Source organism: Streptomyces sp. NPDC051109 (assembly GCF_044455885.1).
Classification (GTDB): domain Bacteria; phylum Actinomycetota; class Actinomycetes; order Streptomycetales; family Streptomycetaceae; genus Streptomyces.
The window spans coordinates 1-20,536 of record NZ_JBITFF010000010.1 but is presented as its reverse complement, the minus strand read 5'-3'; the positions used below and the strand labels follow the sequence as shown (position 1 = coordinate 20,536).

Here is a 20,536-nt window from a genome sequence, read left to right as displayed (position 1 = left end):
CCGCCGCCCGGGTGGACCCCTTTTCGCATCTCTCGTACGACCTAACGGATGTCGTACGCCCGCACGACCGTCTGGGTGACGGCCGCGCCGTTCGTGTCGGTGAGCTCCACCTTCAGCGAAACCTGCCGGCCGGCCTCGGCTCCGGCGTGGTCCACGACCGCCGACCACCGCCCGCCCCGCTCGGCGACGGCCGCCTGCGTCCAGTGCTCACCGTCATACGAGTAGGCCAGCTTCACCGACTTCAGGGCCCCCGGCACGTACCCCGCGTGCCCCGTGACGCCCAGCCCGATCGTCTGCCCGTTCGCCGCCGGCAGCGTCTTCATGCCGTCCGCCGGGATCGAGATCGACGGGAACAGGATCGGCAGGGCCTGAGAGTACTGCGCCGGGTCCTGCTTCGACCGGAAGGTCCACGTCGTCGCCACCGCCTGCGAGCGCTGCCAGGTCCGCGCCGGGGCACCGAACTTCTCGATCTGCTGGGTCAGTTCGTACGCGGCCTCCTCGGCCGGGACCTCGAAGACCCCCGACGGGTACCAGCTGTCGCCGATCTGCTCGCCGTTCCGCTTCAGGACCAGCCCGCCGACGTCCCCGAAGGAACCCGCCTGCGCGTAGTGCCCGGTGTCCCCCCACATCGCGGAGGCGAAGCCGATCAGGTTGCCCTGCCGCTCGGCGGCCAGCTGCGGCCGGCCGGCGAGGTCGCGGCCCGCGACCGGGCCGATGACCCCGTCGTACCAGCTCTCGCTGCGCTTGCCTCCCTTGGCGTACGTGCGCTGCTGGTCGGTCATGAACTCGCCCCAGGGGAAGCTGCTGGAGACCAGGTGGTCCCAGGCCGTGTCCCCGGCGGAGTAGAACTCGGTGCGCCTGCCCGGCACGGCCACCGTGTCCAGGCCGCCGAAGTACACGGCGCTGCCCAGCGGCCGGTAGGCGCCGGTCATGTCGGTGAAGTCGGCGGCCACGCCCATCGCGTGGTACGTCGACTCGACGGAGCCGAGGTCGCGGTCGCGCACCCGGTACGTCCGGTCCCCCCGTACCTCGCCCTTCTCCACCTGCGCCAGGTTGTAGACGTAGGGGCTCTTCGCGCTGCCCTTCCAGTTCAGCGTGACCTTGTCGGCCGCGAGCCGCGCCAGCAGCGCCTTCGCCTCCGGCTGCTCGATGGTCAGCGCCGGGAGCGAGCCGCCCGCGTAGCCGGTGGAGCCGACCCAGCGGCCGGGGGCGTCGCGGAAGGCGAGGACGGCCTTGGCGCCGGCCGCCCTGGCATGGTTCGCGACCTCGTACAGCGAGCCGTCCTCCGCTTTGACCAGGACGATCGCGCCCTCGACCCCGGCTGCGGCGAGCTCCTCGGGGGTACCGGAACCCGCGTTGACCAGCGGCGCGCCGCCCGTCCCGTCGAGGTTGTCACTGCCCGTGGAGGCGGTGATCGGGTGCAGGGCCGGGCCGCCGGGGCCGGCGACCTTCAGCTCGGAGATCAGCGGCGCGGCCGCGCGCCAGTAGCTGCCGAACTCGAACTCGCCTTCGCCGGCACGGCCTTCGACCGAGGCGTAGTAGCCGCGGATCGTCCGTCCGCCCATCGCCGTGCCCGCGTGCAGCCAGGACCCGTCCCAGTACCGGGAGAAGGCGAGGGTGGTGTTGCGGGCCTCGGCGGGCCGGTCGGTGGCGATCGCGAGCCGGGCGGCCTTGCGGGCGTCCAGCACGATCACGGTGTCCTTCTTGACCTCCACCTGGGGGCGGCCGAGGTAGGTGAGCGAGTCGAACAGCGCGGCCCCGTCGCCCGTGTCGGGCGTGCCGACGAAGGCGGAGAGGAAGTACGAGCCCGGGCGCACCCGGTAGACCTGGTCCGCCGCACCGTCGTTGAAGCGGCGCTCCCCGCTGGCGTCGTCGGTGCCGATGACGTCGAGGGAGGAGGGTCCGGCGGCGGGCTTGCCCGCGCGGTCGGTCAGCTTGACGCGCAGGGTGACGGTCTCCGGCTCCACGTACAGCGAGAAGGGCGTGGAGACGTGCACGCCGTCCGCGGTGGCGACGACGCGCCCGGTGACGTCCCCGTACTGGGAGCGCTCCAGCCGGGCCGCCGGATCGAGGGCGAGCGGCACCTTGACGGTGGCGCCGGCCGGTACGGTCACCGTACGGCGGTCCAGGCCCGCGATCCGGCTGCGAACGGCCGAGCCGTCGTTGCCGGTGACCTTCTCGACGGCGAGGTCCAGGGTGACGGGCCGGGCGCCGCTGTTGGTGTACGGGATGTCGACGCTCGTCCGGTCGCCGCGCTCCTGCGGCCAGTGGTACGAGCCGCCCTGCACGGCGGGTGCGCCGGTCACGGTGGTGTCGACGGCGGCCTTGACGTCGAGGCGGCCGCCGCCGCTCTGGCGCACGTCCCCGGGGACGGCGGAGTTCGCGGATCCGACGAGGGCCGCCTTGACCTGCCGCGCGGTCCAGTCGGGGTGGCGCTGCTTGACGATCGCGGCGGCGCCGGCGACGTGCGGAGTGGCCATCGACGTACCGGACATGGACTGGTACGCGTACACCCCGCGGCCGCCCGCGGCGGCGGCGGAGATCCCCACGCCCGGGGCGGCGATCTCGGGCTTGAGGACGTGCTGGAGTCCGGCGGGGCCGCGGCTGGAGAAGGAGGCCGTGGTGTCGTCGCGGTCGACGGCGCCGACGGTCAGCACGCTGGGCGCGCAACCGGGCGAGGAGACCGTGTTGTTGCCGGGGCCGGAGTTGCCGGCGGCGATCACGAAGAGGGTGCCGCTGCTCTGCGCGAGGTGTTCGGCGGCGGCCGACATGGGGTCGTCGCAAGCGGTCCGCGAGGGGTCGCCGAGGCTCATGGAGACCACGTCGGCCTTGCTCTCGACGGCCCACTCCATGCCGGCGATGATCCACGAATCGAGGCCGTAGCCCTGGTCGTTGAGGACCTTGCCGCTGAGTAGTCCGGTGCCCGGCGCGACGCCCTTCTTGGCGCCGCCGCTCTCGGCTCCCGAGCCGCCGACGGTGGAGATGGTGTGGGTGCCGTGGCCCTGGCGGTCCGCGTCGGTGTCGGAGTCGGTGAAGTTCCTGGACGCGGCGACGCGGCCCTTGAGGTCGGGGTGCTCCAGGTCGGTGCCGGTGTCGAGGACGGCGACCTTGGTGCCCTTGCCGTCGTACCCGGCCGCCCACGCGGCGGTGGCGTTCACCTGCTTGGTGGACCGCTCCAGGTTCGCCCGGACCTTGCCGTCGAGCCACAGCTTCTTCATCCCGCCCGCGGCGCGGGAGCGGGTGTCGGTGACGTCCGCCCAGAAGGCGGCGGCCTGCTGCTTGTCGGCGGCGAGGGCGACGGCCCCGATGGAGCCGAGGACGAGGGAGCGCTCGGCGCCGCGCGGGGCCGGGGGTGCGCTGCGCGCCAGGTCGGCGGAGCCGTCGTAGACCGCGATGAGCGGCAGCTTCTTGGTGCGGGCGTCGTCGTAGCCCTGCCGGATCAGGCCGGTGACGTTGAAGAGCTCCTCGTCGACCCGGCCGGCGGCGAGGGCCCTGACCGCGCTCTCGGGGTAGACGTAGAGGTCATTGCCGTTCTGGCGGGTCTGCACGAGCGGCTGCGAGCCGTCCTCGCGCGGCATCGCGGTGGCGGCACTGCGCCCGGCCGGGTCGGTGGAGACCAGGATCCGGTCGCCGGTGACGAGGGTCACGGTGACCGGGGCCGTGGGCTGCTTTCCGGCCGCTTCGCTCCCCGTGACGGGTCTCTTCCCCGCGCCTCCAGGTGCTCCGTCGCTCGGCCGTGCCGCCGACGGGCCGATGGCGGTGACGGCCAGGACGGCCGCGGTGGCCGCTCCCACCGCCGTACGCGATATCGGGCGCATCGCTCTCCCCAGGTGAATTCCGGCCAACGGCTGCATTGCACGGCAAAGCCGCCCGCAAGTGGCGTCTGACCGGCGGATGTTGGTGCTGCGGTGGCGTCACCTTGGCAGAGGGGCGGGGGATGCGGCGATGATGTCCGCGGCGGGTTTGCGCCGTGGCCGCTTCCCGCCAGGAGCACCGTGGAGAGGGTGGGTGGACCGGTTGCTGAACGCGATAGGCCTGGACGAGGGCCAGGAGTCGGCGTACCGCGCGCTGGTGGCGCTGGGCGCGGCGGAGGTGCCCGACCTGGCGCACCGGCTGACGCTGCCGGTGCCGCAGACCGAGCGGGCCCTGCGGCATCTGGAGCGGCACGGGCTGGCTGCTCAGTCCTCGACCCGGCCGGGGCGCTGGGTGGCCGCCCCGCCGGGGGTGGCGCTGGGGGCGCTGCTGACGCAGCAGCGGCACGAGCTGGAGCAGGCGGAGCTGACGGCGGCGCTGCTGGCGCAGGAGTACCGGGCGGAGGCGGCCGAGCCGGCGGTGCACGACCTGGTGGAGGTGGTGACGGGCGCGAGTGCGGTGGCGCACCGCTTCCACCAGCTCCAGCTGGGCGCGGCGGAGGAGGTGTGCGCCCTGGTCAGCAGCCGGCCGCAGGTGGTCAGCGGGATGGAGAACGAGGCGGAGGACCGGGCCGCCGTGCGGGGGGTGGCGTACCGGGTGGTGATCGAGCGGGAGGTACTGGCCCTGCCGACGGGGATCAGGGAGGTGTCGACGGCGCTCGCCCGGGGCGAACAGGTCCGGGTGACGGGGGACGTCCCGACGAAGCTGGTGATCGCGGACCGGTCCCTGGCGATGGTCCCGCTGACGGCGCGCGGGGCGGAGCCGGCGGCGCTGGTGGTGCACGCTTCGGGGCTGTTGGAGTCCTTGACGGGCCTCTTCGAGGCGGTGTGGCGGGAGGCGCTTCCGCTGCGGCTGGGGGCGACGGGCGCGGCGGAGGAGTCGGGGGGCGTGCCCGACACCACCGACCTGGAGATCCTGACGCTGCTGCTGGCCGGGATGACGGACGCGAGCGTGGCGAAGCACTTGGAGCTGGGGCTGCGGACGGTGCAGCGGCGGGTCAAGGGCCTGATGGAGCTGTCGGGGGTCACGACGCGGCTCCAGCTGGGCTGGCACGCGTACGAAAGGGGCTGGGTGGCCCGGTAGCCGGGCCGCCCGGCGGCTGGGTGGCCCGGCGGCTGGATGGCCCGGCGGCTGGGTGGCCCGATGGGCCCCGGTCGGTCAGGCTGAGCGCATGGATCTGCCTCAGCTGCTCCTGGTGGGGTTGGTGCTGCTGCTCGGGGTGGTCGGGGTGCTGGTCCCGGGTGTTCCGGGGAGCTGGCTGGTCTGGGCGGGGGTGCTGTGGTGGGCGCTGCACGAGCGGTCGACCCTGGCGTGGTCCCTGCTGGTCTCGGCGACGGCCCTGCTGCTGGTGGTCCAGGTGGTCGAGTGGCAGCTGCCGCCGCGGCGGCTGCGCGGCGTGGGGGTCACCCGCCGGATGGCGGTGTACGCGGGCGCGGGCGCGCTGCTCGGCTTCGTGGTGGTGCCGGTGCTGGGGGCGGTTCCGGGGTTCGTGGGGGGCGTCTACGTGTGCGAGCGGCTGCGGCTGGGCACGCACGGCGAGGCCTGGGCCTCGGTACGGGCGGTGATGCGGGCGGTGGGCACGAGCGTGCTGGTGGAACTGCTCGCGTGCCTGATGGTGGCGGGCGCCTGGCTCGGGGCGGTGGTGGCGGGCTGACTCGGGCCGTTTGATCCGGGCCTGATCCGGAAGCGCGTCTTTCGGATCCGGGAGGCGCGGCCTAGGGCCATGGGTCTACGCCTGTTCGGCCGGAGGCCCGATGCGGGTGGTGCGGGGCGCTGCGAGGGTGGGTCCCATGACGGAGTTCAAGGGTTTCAGCGAGGCGCAGCTGGCGTACCTCCGGTCGCAGCGGCTGGGGCGGCTGGCGACGGTGGACGCGGCCGGGCAGCCGCAGGCGAACCCGGTGGGGTTCTTCCCGCAGGAGGACGGAACGATCCTGGTGGGCGGCATGGCCATGGGGTCGACGAAGAAGTGGCGGAACCTCGGCAACAACCCGCGGCTCGCGCTCGTGGTGGACGATCTGGCGAGCACCCGGCCGTGGAAGGTCCGCGGGGTCGAGATCCGAGGCCGCGCCACGCTGGAGGTGGGCCCGCACGCGCTGGGCCCGCACTTCAGCCCGGAGGTGATCCGGATCCACCCGGAGCGGGTGTTCGCCTGGGGCCTGGACGACGCCTGACCCGGACCCGGACCGCCGCGCCCGGACCTCCGGACCCGGACCGCCGGACCCGGGCGCCTGCCCTCCTCGGGGGAGGGGGCAGGCGCCCGGGGGCGGGCTCAGTAGCGGCCGTTGCGCTTCGCCGCGTAATTCGCCCGGCCCTCCGCCGACTTGATCCGCCAGTCCCGGCGGATCTCGTTGCGCAGCCTGGCGTCCGTCTTGGCGACGATCCGCTGGTTCTCCCGGAGCAGCTTGCGGTAGCTCTCCAGGCGCCTTTGCGGCAGTTCGCCGGTCTCCAGCGCTTCGAGGACCGCGCACCCCGGCTCGGCCTCGTGCGCGCAGTCGTGGAAGCGGCAGTCGGCCGCGTACTCCTCGATCTCCGCGAAGACCTGGCCGACGCCGGTCCCGGCGTCCCACAGGCCGACGCCCCGCAGTCCGGGCGTGTCGATGAGGACGCCCCCGCCGGGCAGTGCCAGCAGGTTGCGGGTGGTCGTCGTGTGCCGGCCCTTGCCGTCCGCGTCGCGCGTGGCCTGGACCTCCATGACGTCGGTGCCGAGCAGCGCGTTCGCCAGGGTGGACTTGCCCGCGCCCGAGATGCCGAGCAGCACGCTCGTACCGCCCGCGACGACCGCCGCCAGCACGTCCGTGCCCTCCCCGGTGTGGGAGGAGACGGTGAGGACGTCGACGCCCGGCGCCGTGGTCTCCACGTCCTGGACCAGGTGCGCGAGCGTCACCGGGTCCGGTACGAGGTCGGCCTTGGTCAGGACGACCAGCGGCACTGCCCCGGACTCCCAGGCGAGGGCCAGGAAGCGCTCGATGCGGCCGAGGTCCAGCTCGACGGCCAGGGAGACCGCGATGATCGCGTGGTCGACGTTGGCGGCGAGGATCTGCCCCTCGGACCGCTTGGAGGAGGTGGACCGTACGAAGGCGGTCCGGCGCGGCAGGTACGTCTTGACGTACCGGGGGTTGCCGGACGCCTCGACGGCGGCCCAGTCACCGGTGCAGATGACGCGGAGCGGGTCGTGCGGGGTGACGAAGGCGGTGTCGGCTTGGACGATGCCGTCGGCCGTCATGACGTCGCACTGGCCGCGGTCCACCCGCACCACGCGGCCGGGCACCAGGCCCTGTCCGGTGTACGGGGCGAACTCGGCCTCCCACGCCTCGTCCCAGCCGAAGGGGGCGAGGGCGGACGCGTACGCAGAAGAGGAGGAGGAAAGGCGGGCAGAAGAGAAAGACAAGGGGAACCCTTCACAGGGTGGCCCCGGCAGCGCGCGCTCAGCGGCGCGCGAAGAGGTGTGAGGTCAGCCGGAGACCACGGAAGTGACATTGATGGTCTTCTGAGTGCGGGCGGCGCCCTGCGTGACGACAGTCATCAATGAACTCACCTCCGGGTCATGCACGAACTGGTCGGTTCCGCGCGGTTCGGCGGGAACTCGATCACCGTAGCAAGTGCGCTCCGGCGCACGCCAATTCTTTTCCGGCCACCTCGGCCGGGTACATGTCCGATTCGTTCAAGACCGGCGGGCCGGGCCGCTCCTAGCCTGGCCGCATGACTCCCCGAACCACTCCCCGAACGACTCCCCGACTCGACATGATCGGCCTCGTCGTCTCCGACATGGCCGCCTCGCTCGCCTTCTACCGCCGCCTGGGCCTGGACGTCCCGGCCGGGGCGGAGGAGCAGCCGCACGTGGAGGCCGTCCTGCCCGGCGGGCTCCGGATCGGCTGGGACACGGAGGAGGTGATCCGCTCCTTCGACCCGTCCTGGACCCGCCCCTCCGGTGGCGACCGGCTGGGGCTCGCATTCCAGTGCGGGTCCCCCGCGGAGGTGGACGCGGTGTACGCCGAGCTGACGGACGCCGGGTACGAGGGCCACCTGAAGCCCTGGGACGCCTTCTGGGGGCAGCGCTACGCCGTGGTGCTCGACCCGGACGGCTGCGGGGTCTCCCTGTTCGCCGCCGCGGGGGCGTAGGCCGCCGCATACGCCCCCGGGGTGGTCCCGGCCAGCGCCCGCACCTCGCGGGCGAGGTGGGCCTGGTCGGCGTACCCGGCCCGGTACGCCACCTCGGCCTGCGGCAGCCCCCGGCGAGCCAGCTCCAGCGCCCGCTGGAGGCGCAGCACGCGCCCGAGCGTGCGGGGTCCGTAGCCGAAGGCGTCGAGGGAGCGCCGGTGCAGCTGGCGCTCGCCGAGGCCCACGGCTCCCGCCACGGCGGCCACGGATTCCCCCGCGCGGAGCCCGGCCGCCACCCGTGCGGCGAGGGGGTCGGGGGGCTTGCTCCGCGCCGCGCGGCCGCGGGCCAGCCGCTCCAGCCCCGAGCCGGGGTCCTCGTACGCGCTCATCCGCTCGGCGAGCTCGCGCACCTCCGGCCCGGGCCAGAGGTCGGCGAGCTCGACCCGCCGGTCACGCAGCTCGTACGCCGGTACGCCGAGCAGCGCGGGCGCCGTGCCGGGGGCGAACCTCAGCCCCGACATCGCGCCGTGGGCCCCGCCCGGCACCTCCCCGACGGGGTGCGGCCCGGTGTCGGGGCCGGCGACCAGCAGCCGCCCGTCGGCCCACAGCAGGTCCATGCAGCCGTCGGGCAGCACCGGCCCGCCGGCGGCTGCGGGGGCTGCGGTGTGCCGCCAGACGATCGCGCCCGGCACCAGCGCGGACGGCCGTTCCTCGTACACGGCCGCCACGTTACGCCGCGGCCGGCCGCCGCGGCTCGCAGCCCGCGGCTCGCGGCTCGCAGTCCGCAGCCCGCGGTCAGTGCTTGCGCAGCCGGGCCGAGTAGTCCTCGGGCGGCAGGAACTTCGACCAGCGCTCCGGGAACTCGGAGGGCATCTCGCCGCCCCCCTCCTCGTCGTCCTCCGACTCGCCCTCGGCCAGGGCCCGCCACGCGGCGGCGCGCGCGATCAGCTGCGCGGCCTCCGCCTCGCGGGCCCGCTCGTTGGCCTCGCGGGCCGCGGCGGTCGCCACGGACGGCCAGACCCGGTCGATGGCGGCGTTCACCGCCGCGCCGACGAGCACGGCGAAGGCCGACACGCCGATCCACAGCAGGACGGCGACGGGCGCGGCCAGCGAACCGTAGATGGTCGGGCCCTCGACGGTGTTCGTGAGGTAGATCCGCAGCAGGAACGAGCCCAGTACCCACATGGCGAGCGCCACGAGCGCGCCCGGGACGTCCTCGATCCACGGGGAGCGCACGGGTACGGACACGTGGTAGAGCGTGGTCAGGAAGGCGATCGACAGCAGGGTGACGATCGGCCAGTAGAGGACCGCGATCACCTCGGTGCTCCAGGGCACCCAGCGGACGACCGCGTCGGGCCCCGCCACCATCAGCGGCAGTACGACGGCGCCGATCACCAGGGCGACCACGTACAGCAGGAAGGAGAGCAGCCGGGTCTTGACGATGCCGCGCTGGCCGTCGAGCCCGTACATCACGGTGATGGTGTCGATGAAGACGTTCACGGCGCGCGAGCCCGACCAGAGGGCGAAGGCGAAGCCGAGGGAGATCAGGTCCGGGCGGCCGGCCTTGGTGACGTCGTCGAGCATCGGTTTGGCGATGTCGTTGACGCCCCGGTCGGAGAGGACCGTGCCGACCGCGTTGAGGATGTTCTCCTCGATGGAGGCCACGAAGGTGCCGCCCGTCCAGCCGTCGACGTACCCGAGGAGGCCCAGGAGGCCGAGGAACAGCGGGGGCAGCGAGAGCAGCGTGAAGAACGCCGCCTCGGCGGCCAGGCCGAGGATCCGGTACTCGATGCACGAATTGACGGTGTCTTTCAGCAGCAGCCACGCCATCTTGCGCTTGGAGACGTTGCGGTACAGGGCACGGGCCCGGTGGAGTCGCCCGGGGACCCGCTCGTGGACCCGCTCGGGTGTTTCTTTTGCTGGCTGCACGTCCTTACGGTATCCGCATGGCAGCCACCACCCACACAGTCACCAACCAGGCCCCTCCCCTGGTGGGCTACGACGTCTACGGCACCGACCGGGCGCTGCGGGAGGGCGTGGAGCGGCACCTGTCGGCCGCGGCCCCCGAACTCCTCGGCGAGGTGCGTGAGGAACTCGCGGAACTGGGGCGTGCGGCGGGCTCGGCGCAGGCCCAGACGTGGGGCGCGCAGGCGAACGAGAACCCTCCGGAACTGCGTACGCACGACCGGTACGGCAACCGGATCGACGAGGTGGAGTTCCATCCGGCCTGGCACCGGCTGCTCGGGCACGCGGTGGGCGCCGGGCTGACCGACGCGTGGGGCCGGCCGGCCGGGCATCTGCGCCGCGCGGCCGGATTCTTCGTGTGGTCGCAGGCCGAGGCGGGGCACGGCTGCCCCGTGTCGATGACCCATGCGGCCGTACCGGCGCTGCGGACGGATCCGGAGCTGGCCGCCGAATGGGAGCCGCGGCTGACCTCGCACGCGTACGAGGAGGGACTGCGGCCGGCCGGGCAGAAGGCCGGGGTGCTGTTCGGCATGGGGATGACGGAGAAGCAGGGCGGCAGCGACGTACGGGCGAACACGACGGCGGCGAAGCCGCTGGACGCGGCCGGCGAGTACCTCCTGACGGGGCACAAGTGGTTCTGCTCGGCTCCGATGTCGGACGGGTTCCTGGTGCTGGCGCAGGCGTCCTCCTCCGGAACGGACGCTCTGACGTGCTTCCTGGTGCCGCGGGTGCTGCCGGACGGCACGCGCAACGCGTTCGCGGTCCAGCGGCTGAAGGACAAGCTGGGCAACCGGTCGAACGCTTCGGCCGAGGTGGAGTTCGACGGGACGTGGGCGCGGCGGGTCGGCGAGGAGGGGCGGGGGGTGCGGACCATCATCGGGATGGTCGCGGCGACCCGGCTGGACTGCGTGCTGGGCTCGGCGGCGCTGATGCGGCAGGCGCTGACGCAGGCCGTGCACCATGCGGAGCACCGCTCTGCTTTCGGAGCACGGCTCATCGAGCAGCCGCTGATGCGCAACGTGCTGGCCGACCTCGCGCTGGAGTCGGAGGCGGCGACGACGCTCGGGCTGCGCCTCGCGGCCGCGTACGACGCGGGGACGGAGCAGGAGCGGGCCTTCCTGCGCATCGCGGTGCCCGCCGCGAAGTACTGGGTGACCAAGCGGTGTACGCCGATGGTGGCGGAGGCACTGGAGTGTCTGGGCGGCAACGGCTACGTCGAGGAGTCCGGGATGCCGAGGCTGCTGCGCGAGTCCCCGCTGAACTCGATCTGGGAGGGTTCGGGCAACGTGCAGGCCCTGGACGTGCTGCGGGCGCTGCAGCGGGAGCCGATGGCGCTCAATGCGCTCCTGCAGGAAGTGGGGCAGGCGCGCGGCGCCGACCACCGGCTGGATTCGGCCATCAAAGGGCTGCTGACGGAACTCGCGGACCTGGAGGGCATCGAGGCGCGGGCGCGCCGGGTGGTGGAGCGCATCGCCCTGGTGCTCCAGGGGTCGCTGCTGGTGCGCTGGGCGCCGCCCGAGGTGGCGGACGCGTTCTGCGCCTCGCGCCTGGGCGGCGACTGGGGCGCGGCCTTCGGCACTCTGCCGCACAGCCTGCACCTGGGCGCGCTGGTCGAACGGGCGCGGATCGCGGGCTAGGTTCCGGGACCTGTCCCCAAACAGGTCCGAGCCGGGATCCGGGCCCGTTGACCGGGATCAGGGGTGGCGCCGCGCCGACTCGGCACCACCCCTGATCCGGAAAGCCCCGAGGAGGAGCTGTCACGCCGCGAGGCGACGTCCCGACAGTTTCGGTCGGGTGACCGGGACTTGGCGAGAGTTGCATACCGTTGCAACCCTCTGAGTCCTCCGAGTCCTCCGAGTTCTCGGCGTTCTCGGCGTTCTCGGCGTTCTCGATGTTCTCTGAGTTCTCGGCGTTCTTTGCGTTCTCTGCGTTCTCTGCGTTTCGTTCCGCACGGGGAGGTTCCGGTGGCCTACACCGCAGGCAGCACGGTCGATGTGGCACGCATCTCGGCCATGGACGCGCGGGAGGCCGCGCGTCTGCTCAAGGGGGTGCGGGCGGCGGCGCTGGCCGGGGACCGGCCGCCGGCGGAGCCCCGCCCGGAGATCGCCGAGTCCTGGCGCCGGATGCTGGCCGGCGGGGTCCACCCGGACCGGGACGCGCGCTCGCGGATGCTGTCGGCGGCCGAGACGGAGGAGCGGCGGCAGGTCTCGCCGCTGAGGGAGGTCCTGCCGGTGCTGCGCGAGGGGCTGCTGCCGGCGCTGGACACGGCGCTGCACATCATGGTCGTCGCCGACGCGGAGGGGCGGCTGCTGTGGCGGGAGGGGGCCTCCTCGATCCTGCGCAAGGCGGACCGGCTCGGGTTCGCGGTGGGCGCCGACTGGGACGAGGCGGTGGTCGGCACGAACGGCGTGGGTACGGCTCTGGTGGCCCGGCAGCCCGTGCAGGTGTTCTCGGCGGAGCACTTCGTCTCCAGCCACCACGACTGGACCTGTGCGGGGGCGCCGGTGCGGGACCCGCGGGACGGGCGGCTGCTGGGCGTGGTGGACGTCAGCGGGCCGCTGGCCACCATGCACCCGGCCACGCTGGCGTGGGTGAGCTCGGTGGCCCGCCTCGCGGAGCGGGAGCTTCGGGTCCGGCACCTGGAGTCGCTGGAGCGGCTGCGGGCGGTCGCGTCGCCGCTGCTGGCCCGGCTGCCGGGGCAGGCCCTGGCGGTCGACCCGCACGGCTGGACGGCGGCCGTGACGGGGCTGGCCCCGGCGGACCGGATCGCGCTGCCGAAGGGGTTCGGGCCGGGCCGGGTGTGGGTGGCGCAGCTCGGGGACTGCCTCGTGGAGCCGCTGCCGGGCGGCTGGCTGCTGCGCGTCGCGGAGGCGCGGGGGGCGGCCGCGGCGGCGAGCCGGGTCGTCCTGGACCTGAGCCGCCCGCGCGCGTGGTCGGCGACGGTGTACGGGGCCGCCGGGAGCTGGTCCCAGGAGCTGAGCCCGCGCCACGCGGAGCTGCTGTTCCTGCTGGCGGCGAGCCCGCGGGGGCGGTCGGCGGCGGAGCTGGCGGCGGAGCTGTTCGGGGACCCGACACGGACGGTGACGGTGCGTGCGGAGCTGTCCCGGGTACGGCGGCACCTGGGCGGGGTGCTGACTCACCGCCCGTACCGCTTCGCGGACGACGTGGAGGTGGAGCTGATCCGCCCCGAGGACCCGGCGGCCCTGCTGCCGCATTCGACGGCGCCGGCGGTGATCAGGGCCCGGCTGGGCCGTCCGGGGGCGGGCGTGATTCCCTGACCTGCATGAGCACCATCACACTCACCACGTGGTCCCTGGAAATGGCCTCACCTCAGGATCTGGTCCGGGCGGCCGTCCCAGGGCCTGAGATCAGTGTCCGGCGGGCGGAGGTCCCCTCGCCGGAGTTCAGCCGCTTCCTCTACGCCTCGGTGGGCGGTGACATCCACTGGACGGACCGGCTGTCCCTGACCCGGGCGCAGTGGGTGGAGCAGCTGGGCCGTCCCGGCGTGGAGACGTGGGTGGCGTACGAGCGCGGGACGCCGGCGGGGTACGTGGAGCTCGACCCGCAGGACGACGGGGTGGTGGAGATCATGTACTTCGGGCTGCTCCCGGACTTCCGGGGCCGCCGCATCGGAGGCCACCTGCTGACGCTGGGCGTCGACGCGGCCTGGTCCCTGGCGGACCGCTGGCCGGGGCGCGAGGCGACGACGCGGGTCTGGCTCCACACCTGCAGCCAGGACGGCCCGACGGCCATGGACAACTACCTGCGCCGCGGCTTCAAGCTCTTCAAGACGGAGACGGAGCAGAAGCAGGACACCCCTACCCCGGGCCCCTGGCCGGGCGCGTGACGCCCCACCGGAACCCTCCGCCCCGCGGGGCGTGGCTGCGGGAGCGCGGGGGCGGGGCGTGCGCATCCCGGACGGACCTCCGACTCCCGCCGCTGGTGCCGTTCCCCGTTCACAGGGCCTCGGCCCGGGCCCTCGACAGGCTCCGCCGGGAGGGGCCGGGGGCCGACGGGATCACGGGGCCGACGCCGTTGCGCCCCGTCGCCCCGCCCGCGGGCGAGTAGCGTGGAGCAACTCCTTCCGGCTGGATCCCGCGTCCCGCCACCACGTGACCGGCGTCACGTCGTCTCGGTATGCGGGACTACATCGTCCGAATAATGGACAGTAGTGGACTCCTCCAATCGGCACATGACACGCTTCCGCCATGAATGGAGCTGGAATTGCCTTGGTGAGTCGGCGGCACGTCGACCTCGGCCGCATGTCCAGCGCCATCTGTTCGGCGCGCTGACGGAACCAGCCACCGCCGCGCAGCCCCGGCACAGCGCCCCGCACACCGTCGTAGCGGGGGCGCAGCCGCCCGCAGTCCCCTGAAGGCAGAACACCGCCCTGACCACCGGCACAACCGGGAAATCGGGCGGCGATCAGCCGCACCTGCTCAGCGGCAGGGCTGATCACAGGGGCACTCGCCGCCCCTCCCCCCGCCCTTGCAACGAGCCGCCGAAGAAGGACGTACCGCCATGGCCGCCACCCCCGAAACGCCCGCAGCCGCAGCTCCCGCAGCCGCCGCGCGCCGCAAGAGCGGCCGTCACCGCGGTGAGGGTCAGTGGGCCGTTGGACACCACACCCCCCTCAACGGCAACGAGCAGTTCAAGAGGGACGACGACGGTCTCAACGTGCGGACACGCATTGAGACGATCTACTCCAAGACGGGCTTCGACTCGATCGACCCCAACGACCTGCGCGGCCGCATGCGCTGGTGGGGTCTGTACACCCAGCGCAAGCCCGGGATCGACGGCGGCAAGACCGCGATCCTGGCGCCGGAGGAGCTGGACGACAAGTACTTCATGCTGCGCGTCCGCATCGACGGCGGCCGGCTGACCACCGAGCAGCTGCGCGTCATCGGCGAGATCTCGCAGGAGTTCGCGCGCGGGACCGCCGACCTCACCGACCGGCAGAACGTGCAGTACCACTGGATCCGGATCGAGGACGTCCCGGAGATCTGGCGCCGCCTGGAGGCCGTCGGGCTGTCCACCACCGAGGCCTGCGGTGACACGCCCCGCGTCATCCTCGGCTCGCCCGTCGCCGGCATCGCCCAGGACGAGATCATCGACGGCACCCCCGCCATCGACGAGATCCACCGCCGCATCGTGGGCAACCCGGACTTCTCCAACCTGCCCCGCAAGTTCAAGTCCGCGGTCTCCGGCTCGCCGCTGCTCGACGTGGCGCACGAGATCAACGACATCGCCTTCGTGGGCGTGAACCACCCCGAGCACGGCCCCGGCTTCGACGTCTGGGTCGGCGGCGGCCTCTCCACCAACCCCAAGCTGGGCGTGCGCCTGGGCACCTGGGTCTCGCTCGACGAGGTCCCGGACGTCTACGAGGGCGTCATCTCGATCTTCCGCGACTACGGCTACCGCCGCCTGCGCACCCGCGCCCGGCTGAAGTTCCTCGTCGCCGACTGGGGCCCGGCCAAGTTCCGCCAGGTCCTGGAGGACGAGTACCTGAAGCGCAAGCTGACCGACGGCCCCGCGCCCGAGCAGCCCACCGGCCAGTGGCGCGACCACGTCGGCGTCCACCGGCAGCAGGACGGCCGCTTCTACGTCGGCTTCGCACCCCGCGTCGGCCGCGTGGACGGCGCCACCCTCACCAAGATCGCGGACGTGGCCGAGCAGCACGGCTCCGGCCGCCTGCGCACCACCGCCGAGCAGAAGATGATCGTCCTCGACATCGAGGCGGACAAGGTCGACTCCGTCGTCGCCGCGCTGGAGGCGCTGGACCTGCGGGTCAAGCCGTCCCCGTTCCGCCGCGGCACGATGGCCTGCACCGGCATCGAGTTCTGCAAGCTGGCCATCGTCGAGACGAAGGCGCGCGGCGCCTCGCTGATCGACGAGCTGGAGCGCCGCCTGCCGGAGTTCGCGGAGCCGCTGACCATCAACATCAACGGCTGCCCGAACGCCTGCGCCCGCATCCAGGTGGCGGACATCGGTCTCAAGGGCCAGCTGGTCCTGGACGACGACGGCAAGCAGGTCGAGGGGTACCAGGTCCACCTGGGCGGCGCCCTCGGCCTGGAGGCCGGCTTCGGCCGCAAGGTCCGCGGCCTCAAGGTCACCTCGGCCGGCCTGCCGGACTACGTCGAGCGGGTCGTCACGCGCTTCGAGGAGCAGCGCGAGGACGGCGAGCGCTTCGCCGCCTGGGTGACCCGTGCGAAGGACGAGGACCTCTCGTGAGCGAGCGCGCGGCCCCGTTCTACTGCCCGTACTGCGGCGACGAGGACCTGTTTCCGAACGAGACGGGTCACGGCGCCTGGGAGTGCAGGGCCTGCAACCGGGCCTTCCAGCTGAAGTACCTCGGGCTCTTGGCCCGGGGAGTCACGTCCGACACCGCGGGAGGGGAAGGGATATGACCACCACTCAAGACGACCGTCTCAACGCCGGCAGTCCCGAGGCCGTCTCCCTGAAGAGCGTTGCCGAGCAGGCCGGGCGCGACCTCGAAGACGCGTCCCCGCTGGAGATCCTGCGCTGGGCGGCCGACACCTTCGGCAAGAAGTTCTGCGTCACCTCCTCCATGGAGGACGCGGTGGTCGCCCACCTGGCCTCCCGGGCCTTTCCCGGCGTGGACGTGGTCTTCCTCGACACCGGCTACCACTTCGAGGAGACCATCGGCACCCGTGACGCGGTCGAGGCCGTGATGGACGTCAACGTCATCACCCTCACCCCCCGTCAGACGGTGGCCGAGCAGGACGCGGAGTACGGCCCGAAGCTGCACGACCGCGACCCGGACCTGTGCTGCGCGCTGCGCAAGGTCAGGCCGCTGGAAGAGGGCCTGACGGCGTACGACGCGTGGGCGACGGGCCTGCGCCGCGACGAGTCCCCCACCCGGGCGAACACCCCGGTGGTCGGCTGGGACGAGAAGCGGCAGAAGGTCAAGGTCTCCCCGATCGCCCGCTGGACCCAGGACGAGGTCGACGCCTACGTCGCCGAGCACGGGGTCCTGACCAACCCGCTGCTGATGGACGGCTACGCGTCCGTCGGCTGCGCCCCCTGCACCCGCCGCGTGGCGGAGGGCGAGGACGCGCGGGCCGGCCGCTGGGCCGGCCGGGCCAAGACCGAGTGCGGACTGCACGGCTGATGACCGGGCCCCGAAGCGAGTCCCGAAGCGGCGAGTCCCGAAAGGCGACTCCCGAAGCACCGACTGTCACAGAACCGACGGAGACGAGAACGATGAGCGTGAGCGACCAGGGCGCCACCGTGTGGCTGACCGGGCTGCCGAGCGCGGGCAAGACCACCATCGCGTACGCGCTGGCCGAGCGGCTGCGCGCCGAAGGCCACCGCGTGGAGGTCCTCGACGGCGACGAGATCCGCGAGTTCCTCTCCGCCGGCCTGGGCTTCAGCCGGGAGGACCGCCACACCAACGTGCAGCGGATCGGGTTCGTCGCCGAACTCCTCGCGAGCAACGGCGTCAAGGCGCTCGTACCGGTGATCGCGCCGTTCTCGGACAGCCGCGAGGCCGTCCGCAAGCGGCACGCCGCCGAGGGCACCTCGTACCTGGAGGTGCACGTGGCCACCCCGGTCGAGGTCTGCTCCGAGCGTGACGTGAAGGGCCTGTACGCCAAGCAGGCGGCGGGCGAGATCTCCGGTCTGACCGGCGTCGACGACCCGTACGAGGCTCCGGACTCCCCGGACCTGCGCATCGAGTCGCACACGCAGACCGTGCAGGAGTCGGCTTCGGCCCTGCACGCGCTGCTCACCGAGAGGGGTCTGGCATGACGGCCACCGTCGCACACGTCCACGAGGCCGCGGACGATTCCCTGGGCTCCGCGCCCTACGCGCTGTCGCACCTCGACGCCCTCGAATCCGAGGCCGTGCACATCTTCCGCGAGGTGGCGGGCGAGTTCGAGAAGCCGGTGATCCTCTTCTCCGGCGGCAAGGACTCCATCGTCATGCTGCACCTGGCGCTCAAGGCCTTCGCGCCCGCGCCGGTGCCCTTCACGCTGCTGCACGTCGACACCGGGCACAACTTCCCCGAGGTCCTCGACTACCGCGACCGCGCGGTGGCCAAGCACCACCTCCGCCTGCACATCGCCTCCGTCCAGGAGTACATCGACGCCGGCAAGCTGCGCGAGCGCCCGGACGGGGTCCGCAACCCGCTCCAGACCGTCCCCCTGACGGAGGCCATCCAGCAGCTGAAGTTCGACGCCGTGTTCGGCGGCGGGCGCCGCGACGAGGAGAAGGCCCGCGCCAAGGAGCGCGTGTTCTCCCTGCGCGACGAGTTCTCCCAGTGGGACCCGCGCCGCCAGCGCCCGGAGCTGTGGCAGCTCTACAACGGCCGCCACGCCCCCGGCGAGCACGTCCGCGTCTTCCCGCTCTCCAACTGGACCGAGCTGGACGTGTGGCAGTACATCGCCCGCGAGGACATCGAACTGCCGCAGATCTACTTCGCCCACGAGCGCGAGGTGTTCCAGCGCAACGGCATGTGGCTGACCGCCGGCGAATGGGGCGGCCCGAAGGACGGCGAGACGCCGCAGACGCGTCTCATCCGCTACCGGACCGTCGGTGACATGTCCTGCACCGGCGCCGTCGACTCCGACGCGACCACGCTGGACGCCGTGATCACCGAGATCGCCGCCTCCCGGCTCACCGAGCGGGGCGCGACCCGCGCCGACGACAAGATGTCCGAGGCCGCGATGGAAGACCGCAAGCGCGAAGGGTACTTCTAGCCATGACCCCCACCACTGATCAGGTCGCCGGCTTCGCCGACCTCGCAGCGACCACGCTGCTGCGCTTCGCGACCGCCGGCTCCGTCGACGACGGCAAGTCCACCCTGGTCGGACGGCTGCTGCACGACTCCAAGTCGGTTCTCACGGACCAGCTGGAGGCCGTGGAGGCCGTCTCCGCCCAGCGCGGCCAGGACGCCCCGGACCTGGCACTGCTGACCGACGGCCTGCGCGCCGAGCGCGAGCAGGGCATCACCATCGACGTCGCCTACCGCTACTTCGCCACCGCCCGCCGCCGGTTCATCCTCGCCGACACCCCCGGCCACGTGCAGTACACCCGCAACATGGTCACCGGCGCCTCCACCGCCGACCTCGCCGTCGTCCTCGTCGACGCCCGCAACGGCGTCATCGAGCAGACCCGCCGGCACGCCGCCGTCGCGGCCCTGCTGCGGGTCCCGCACGTGGTGCTGGCCGTGAACAAGATGGACCTGGTGGGCTTCGAGGAGCATGTCTTCGCGAAGATCGCCGCCGAGTTCACCGCGTACGCCTCCGACCTCGGCGTCCCCGAGATCACCGCGATCCCGATCTCGGCGCTCGCCGGGGACAACGTGGTCGAACCCTCCGCCCACATGGACTGGTACGGCGGCCCGACCGTGCTGGAGCACCTGGAGACCGTCCCGGTCAGCCACGACCTCACCGCCTGCCCGGCGCGTTTCCCGGTGCAGTACGTGATCCGCCCGCAGACCGCCGAGCACCCCGACTACCGCGGCTACGCGGGCCAGATCGCCTCCGGCGTGCTGCGCGTCGGCGAGGCCGTCACCGTCCTGCCGTCGGGGCGCACCTCGGTCATCGAGGGCATCGACGCCCTGGGCGAGTCGGTGGACATCGCGTGGGCACCGCAGTCGGTGACGGTCCGTCTCGCGGACGACATCGACATCTCGCGCGGCGACCTGATCGCGCCGTCCGCGAACCCGCCCGCCACCACGCAGGACGTGATCGCGACCGTCTGCCACGTCGCGGACCAGCCGCTGGCCGTCGGCGCGCGGGTGCTGCTCAAGCACACCACGCGCACGGTCAAGGCCATCGTCAAGGAGATCCCCTCGCGGCTGACCCTGGACGACCTGTCCCAGCACCCGAACCCCGGGCAGCTGGTGGCCAACGACATCGGCCGCGTCGTCGTACGGACCGCCGAGCCGCTCGCGCTCGACGCGTACGCCGACTCCCGCCGCACCGGGTCCTTCCTGCTCATCGACCCGGCGGACGGCACGACCCTGGCGGCGGGCATGGCCGGCGAGTCCTTCGCCTCCCAGGCCCGGACGACCGTCCAGGCGGATGACGAAGGATGGGACTTCTGACCGATGCCCTCCTCGGACATCTACTCCACGTTCGCCAAGGAAGGCGGCCGCGTAGGCAGCGGCCGCCTCGGCAGCGGCGAGGGAGGAGTGGCGCGATGTGCGCGATGACGTACGCGCACTGCCTGCGCGCCCTCACCCCCCACCAGCTATACCTGTCCTTGCTGCACAGACGAAGACGTGCGTCATGAGATGACGCGACGAGAGGAAGTCCTCCCGTGCCTGCCACCGGCCATACCCGTAACACCCTTACTGCGCTTTCCCGTTCCGGCGTTCGACGCGGCGTTGCCGCCGCTGCCGCCCTGCCGCTGCTGATCGGCGTGCTCGCCTCCTGCGGCTACGGCTCCCAGGCCGACAAGCCGGAGGACAAGAAGGCGGCCGCCGCCGCTGACGGGACCAAGAAGCTCTCCGCGTCCGAGGTCCGTATCGGGTACTTCCCGAACCTGACCCACGCCACCGCGCTGGTCGGTATCCAGGAAGGCCTGATCGCCA

At 72.8% G+C, this 20,536-nt stretch carries 18 protein-coding genes and 1 pseudogene; 15 read left to right on the top strand and 4 right to left on the bottom strand.

What is annotated here, in order from left to right; genetic code table 11:
* Positions 1-41: 41 nt before the first annotated feature.
* Positions 42-3,818, bottom strand: a complete 3,777-nt coding sequence (locus ACIBAD_RS19735; protein WP_398907875.1) for a S8 family peptidase — start codon at positions 3,816-3,818, stop codon at positions 42-44.
* Between the two features lie 199 nt (positions 3,819-4,017).
* Between ACIBAD_RS19735 and ACIBAD_RS19730 the strand changes: the two genes are divergently transcribed.
* The 3 genes from ACIBAD_RS19730 to ACIBAD_RS19720 all read left to right on the top strand — a co-directional run bounded on the left by ACIBAD_RS19730 (position 4,018) and on the right by ACIBAD_RS19720 (position 6,083).
* On the top strand, positions 4,018-4,995 hold the full coding sequence (locus tag ACIBAD_RS19730) for a helix-turn-helix domain-containing protein (RefSeq protein ID WP_134074321.1): 978 nt from the start codon (positions 4,018-4,020) through the stop codon (positions 4,993-4,995).
* A gap of 88 nt (positions 4,996-5,083) precedes the next feature.
* The gene (locus tag ACIBAD_RS19725; RefSeq protein ID WP_134070180.1) at positions 5,084-5,566 is read left to right on the top strand and encodes a DUF456 domain-containing protein; all 483 of its coding nucleotides are present in this window, start codon (positions 5,084-5,086) and stop codon (positions 5,564-5,566) included.
* A gap of 136 nt (positions 5,567-5,702) precedes the next feature.
* Positions 5,703-6,083, top strand: coding sequence for a PPOX class F420-dependent oxidoreductase (locus ACIBAD_RS19720; RefSeq protein ID WP_134070182.1), 381 nt, complete (start codon positions 5,703-5,705; stop codon positions 6,081-6,083).
* A 98-nt stretch (positions 6,084-6,181) separates the two neighbouring features.
* Here ACIBAD_RS19720 and rsgA read toward each other — a convergent pair whose 3' ends face one another.
* Positions 6,182-7,300, bottom strand: coding sequence for a ribosome small subunit-dependent GTPase A (rsgA, locus tag ACIBAD_RS19715; RefSeq protein WP_134070184.1), 1,119 nt, complete (start codon positions 7,298-7,300; stop codon positions 6,182-6,184).
* A gap of 311 nt (positions 7,301-7,611) precedes the next feature.
* Here rsgA and ACIBAD_RS19710 point away from each other — a divergent pair, with 311 nt between their 5' ends.
* Positions 7,612-8,031, top strand: coding sequence for a VOC family protein (locus ACIBAD_RS19710; protein ID WP_166682026.1), 420 nt, complete (start codon positions 7,612-7,614; stop codon positions 8,029-8,031).
* Here the strand turns inward: ACIBAD_RS19710 and ACIBAD_RS19705 are convergent.
* Together ACIBAD_RS19705 and ACIBAD_RS19700 are read right to left on the bottom strand one after the other, a co-directional pair.
* Positions 7,968-8,729, bottom strand: coding sequence for a helix-turn-helix domain-containing protein (locus ACIBAD_RS19705; RefSeq protein ID WP_398907874.1), 762 nt, complete (start codon positions 8,727-8,729; stop codon positions 7,968-7,970). The genes ACIBAD_RS19710 and ACIBAD_RS19705 overlap by 64 nt on opposite strands.
* A gap of 76 nt (positions 8,730-8,805) precedes the next feature.
* Positions 8,806-9,939 (bottom strand): YihY/virulence factor BrkB family protein, encoded by a 1,134-nt coding sequence (locus ACIBAD_RS19700; RefSeq protein ID WP_134070186.1) that lies wholly within the window; start codon positions 9,937-9,939, stop codon positions 8,806-8,808.
* A gap of 17 nt (positions 9,940-9,956) precedes the next feature.
* Between ACIBAD_RS19700 and ACIBAD_RS19695 the strand changes: the two genes are divergently transcribed.
* From ACIBAD_RS19695 to ACIBAD_RS19645, 11 genes and pseudogenes are all read left to right on the top strand, one after another.
* Positions 9,957-11,612 (top strand): acyl-CoA dehydrogenase family protein, encoded by a 1,656-nt coding sequence (locus tag ACIBAD_RS19695; protein WP_398907873.1) that lies wholly within the window; start codon positions 9,957-9,959, stop codon positions 11,610-11,612.
* Between the two features lie 375 nt (positions 11,613-11,987).
* Positions 11,988-13,253, top strand: a complete 1,266-nt coding sequence (locus ACIBAD_RS19690) for a GAF domain-containing protein (protein ID WP_134074323.1) — start codon at positions 11,988-11,990, stop codon at positions 13,251-13,253.
* Positions 13,254-13,258: 5 nt separating this feature from the next.
* Positions 13,259-13,822: a GNAT family N-acetyltransferase gene (locus ACIBAD_RS19685; protein WP_134070190.1), complete on the top strand. Its 564-nt coding sequence runs from the start codon at positions 13,259-13,261 to the stop codon at positions 13,820-13,822.
* A gap of 361 nt (positions 13,823-14,183) precedes the next feature.
* Entirely contained in the window at positions 14,184-14,267 is an 84-nt protein-coding gene (locus ACIBAD_RS19680; RefSeq protein ID WP_351782709.1) for a putative leader peptide, read from the top strand.
* Between the two features lie 229 nt (positions 14,268-14,496).
* Positions 14,497-16,206: a nitrite/sulfite reductase gene (locus ACIBAD_RS19675; protein WP_134070192.1), complete on the top strand. Its 1,710-nt coding sequence runs from the start codon at positions 14,497-14,499 to the stop codon at positions 16,204-16,206.
* On the top strand, positions 16,203-16,382 hold the full coding sequence (locus tag ACIBAD_RS19670) for a hypothetical protein (protein ID WP_134070194.1): 180 nt from the start codon (positions 16,203-16,205) through the stop codon (positions 16,380-16,382). The genes ACIBAD_RS19675 and ACIBAD_RS19670 overlap by 4 nt, the downstream gene beginning before the upstream one ends.
* Positions 16,379-17,107, top strand: coding sequence for a phosphoadenylyl-sulfate reductase (locus ACIBAD_RS19665; RefSeq protein WP_398907872.1), 729 nt, complete (start codon positions 16,379-16,381; stop codon positions 17,105-17,107). Before ACIBAD_RS19670 ends, ACIBAD_RS19665 begins: the two co-directional genes overlap by 4 nt.
* 92 nt (positions 17,108-17,199) lie before the next feature.
* Positions 17,200-17,745, top strand: coding sequence for an adenylyl-sulfate kinase (gene cysC, locus ACIBAD_RS19660; RefSeq protein WP_134070196.1), 546 nt, complete (start codon positions 17,200-17,202; stop codon positions 17,743-17,745).
* Positions 17,742-18,695 (top strand): sulfate adenylyltransferase subunit CysD, encoded by a 954-nt coding sequence (gene cysD / locus ACIBAD_RS19655; protein ID WP_398907871.1) that lies wholly within the window; start codon positions 17,742-17,744, stop codon positions 18,693-18,695. Before cysC ends, cysD begins: the two co-directional genes overlap by 4 nt.
* Before the next feature lie 2 nt (positions 18,696-18,697).
* Positions 18,698-20,047, top strand: a complete 1,350-nt coding sequence (locus ACIBAD_RS19650) for a GTP-binding protein (RefSeq protein WP_134070200.1) — start codon at positions 18,698-18,700, stop codon at positions 20,045-20,047.
* Between the two features lie 215 nt (positions 20,048-20,262).
* Positions 20,263-20,536: pseudogene (locus tag ACIBAD_RS19645) on the top strand (sulfate ABC transporter substrate-binding protein); the annotation flags it as partial.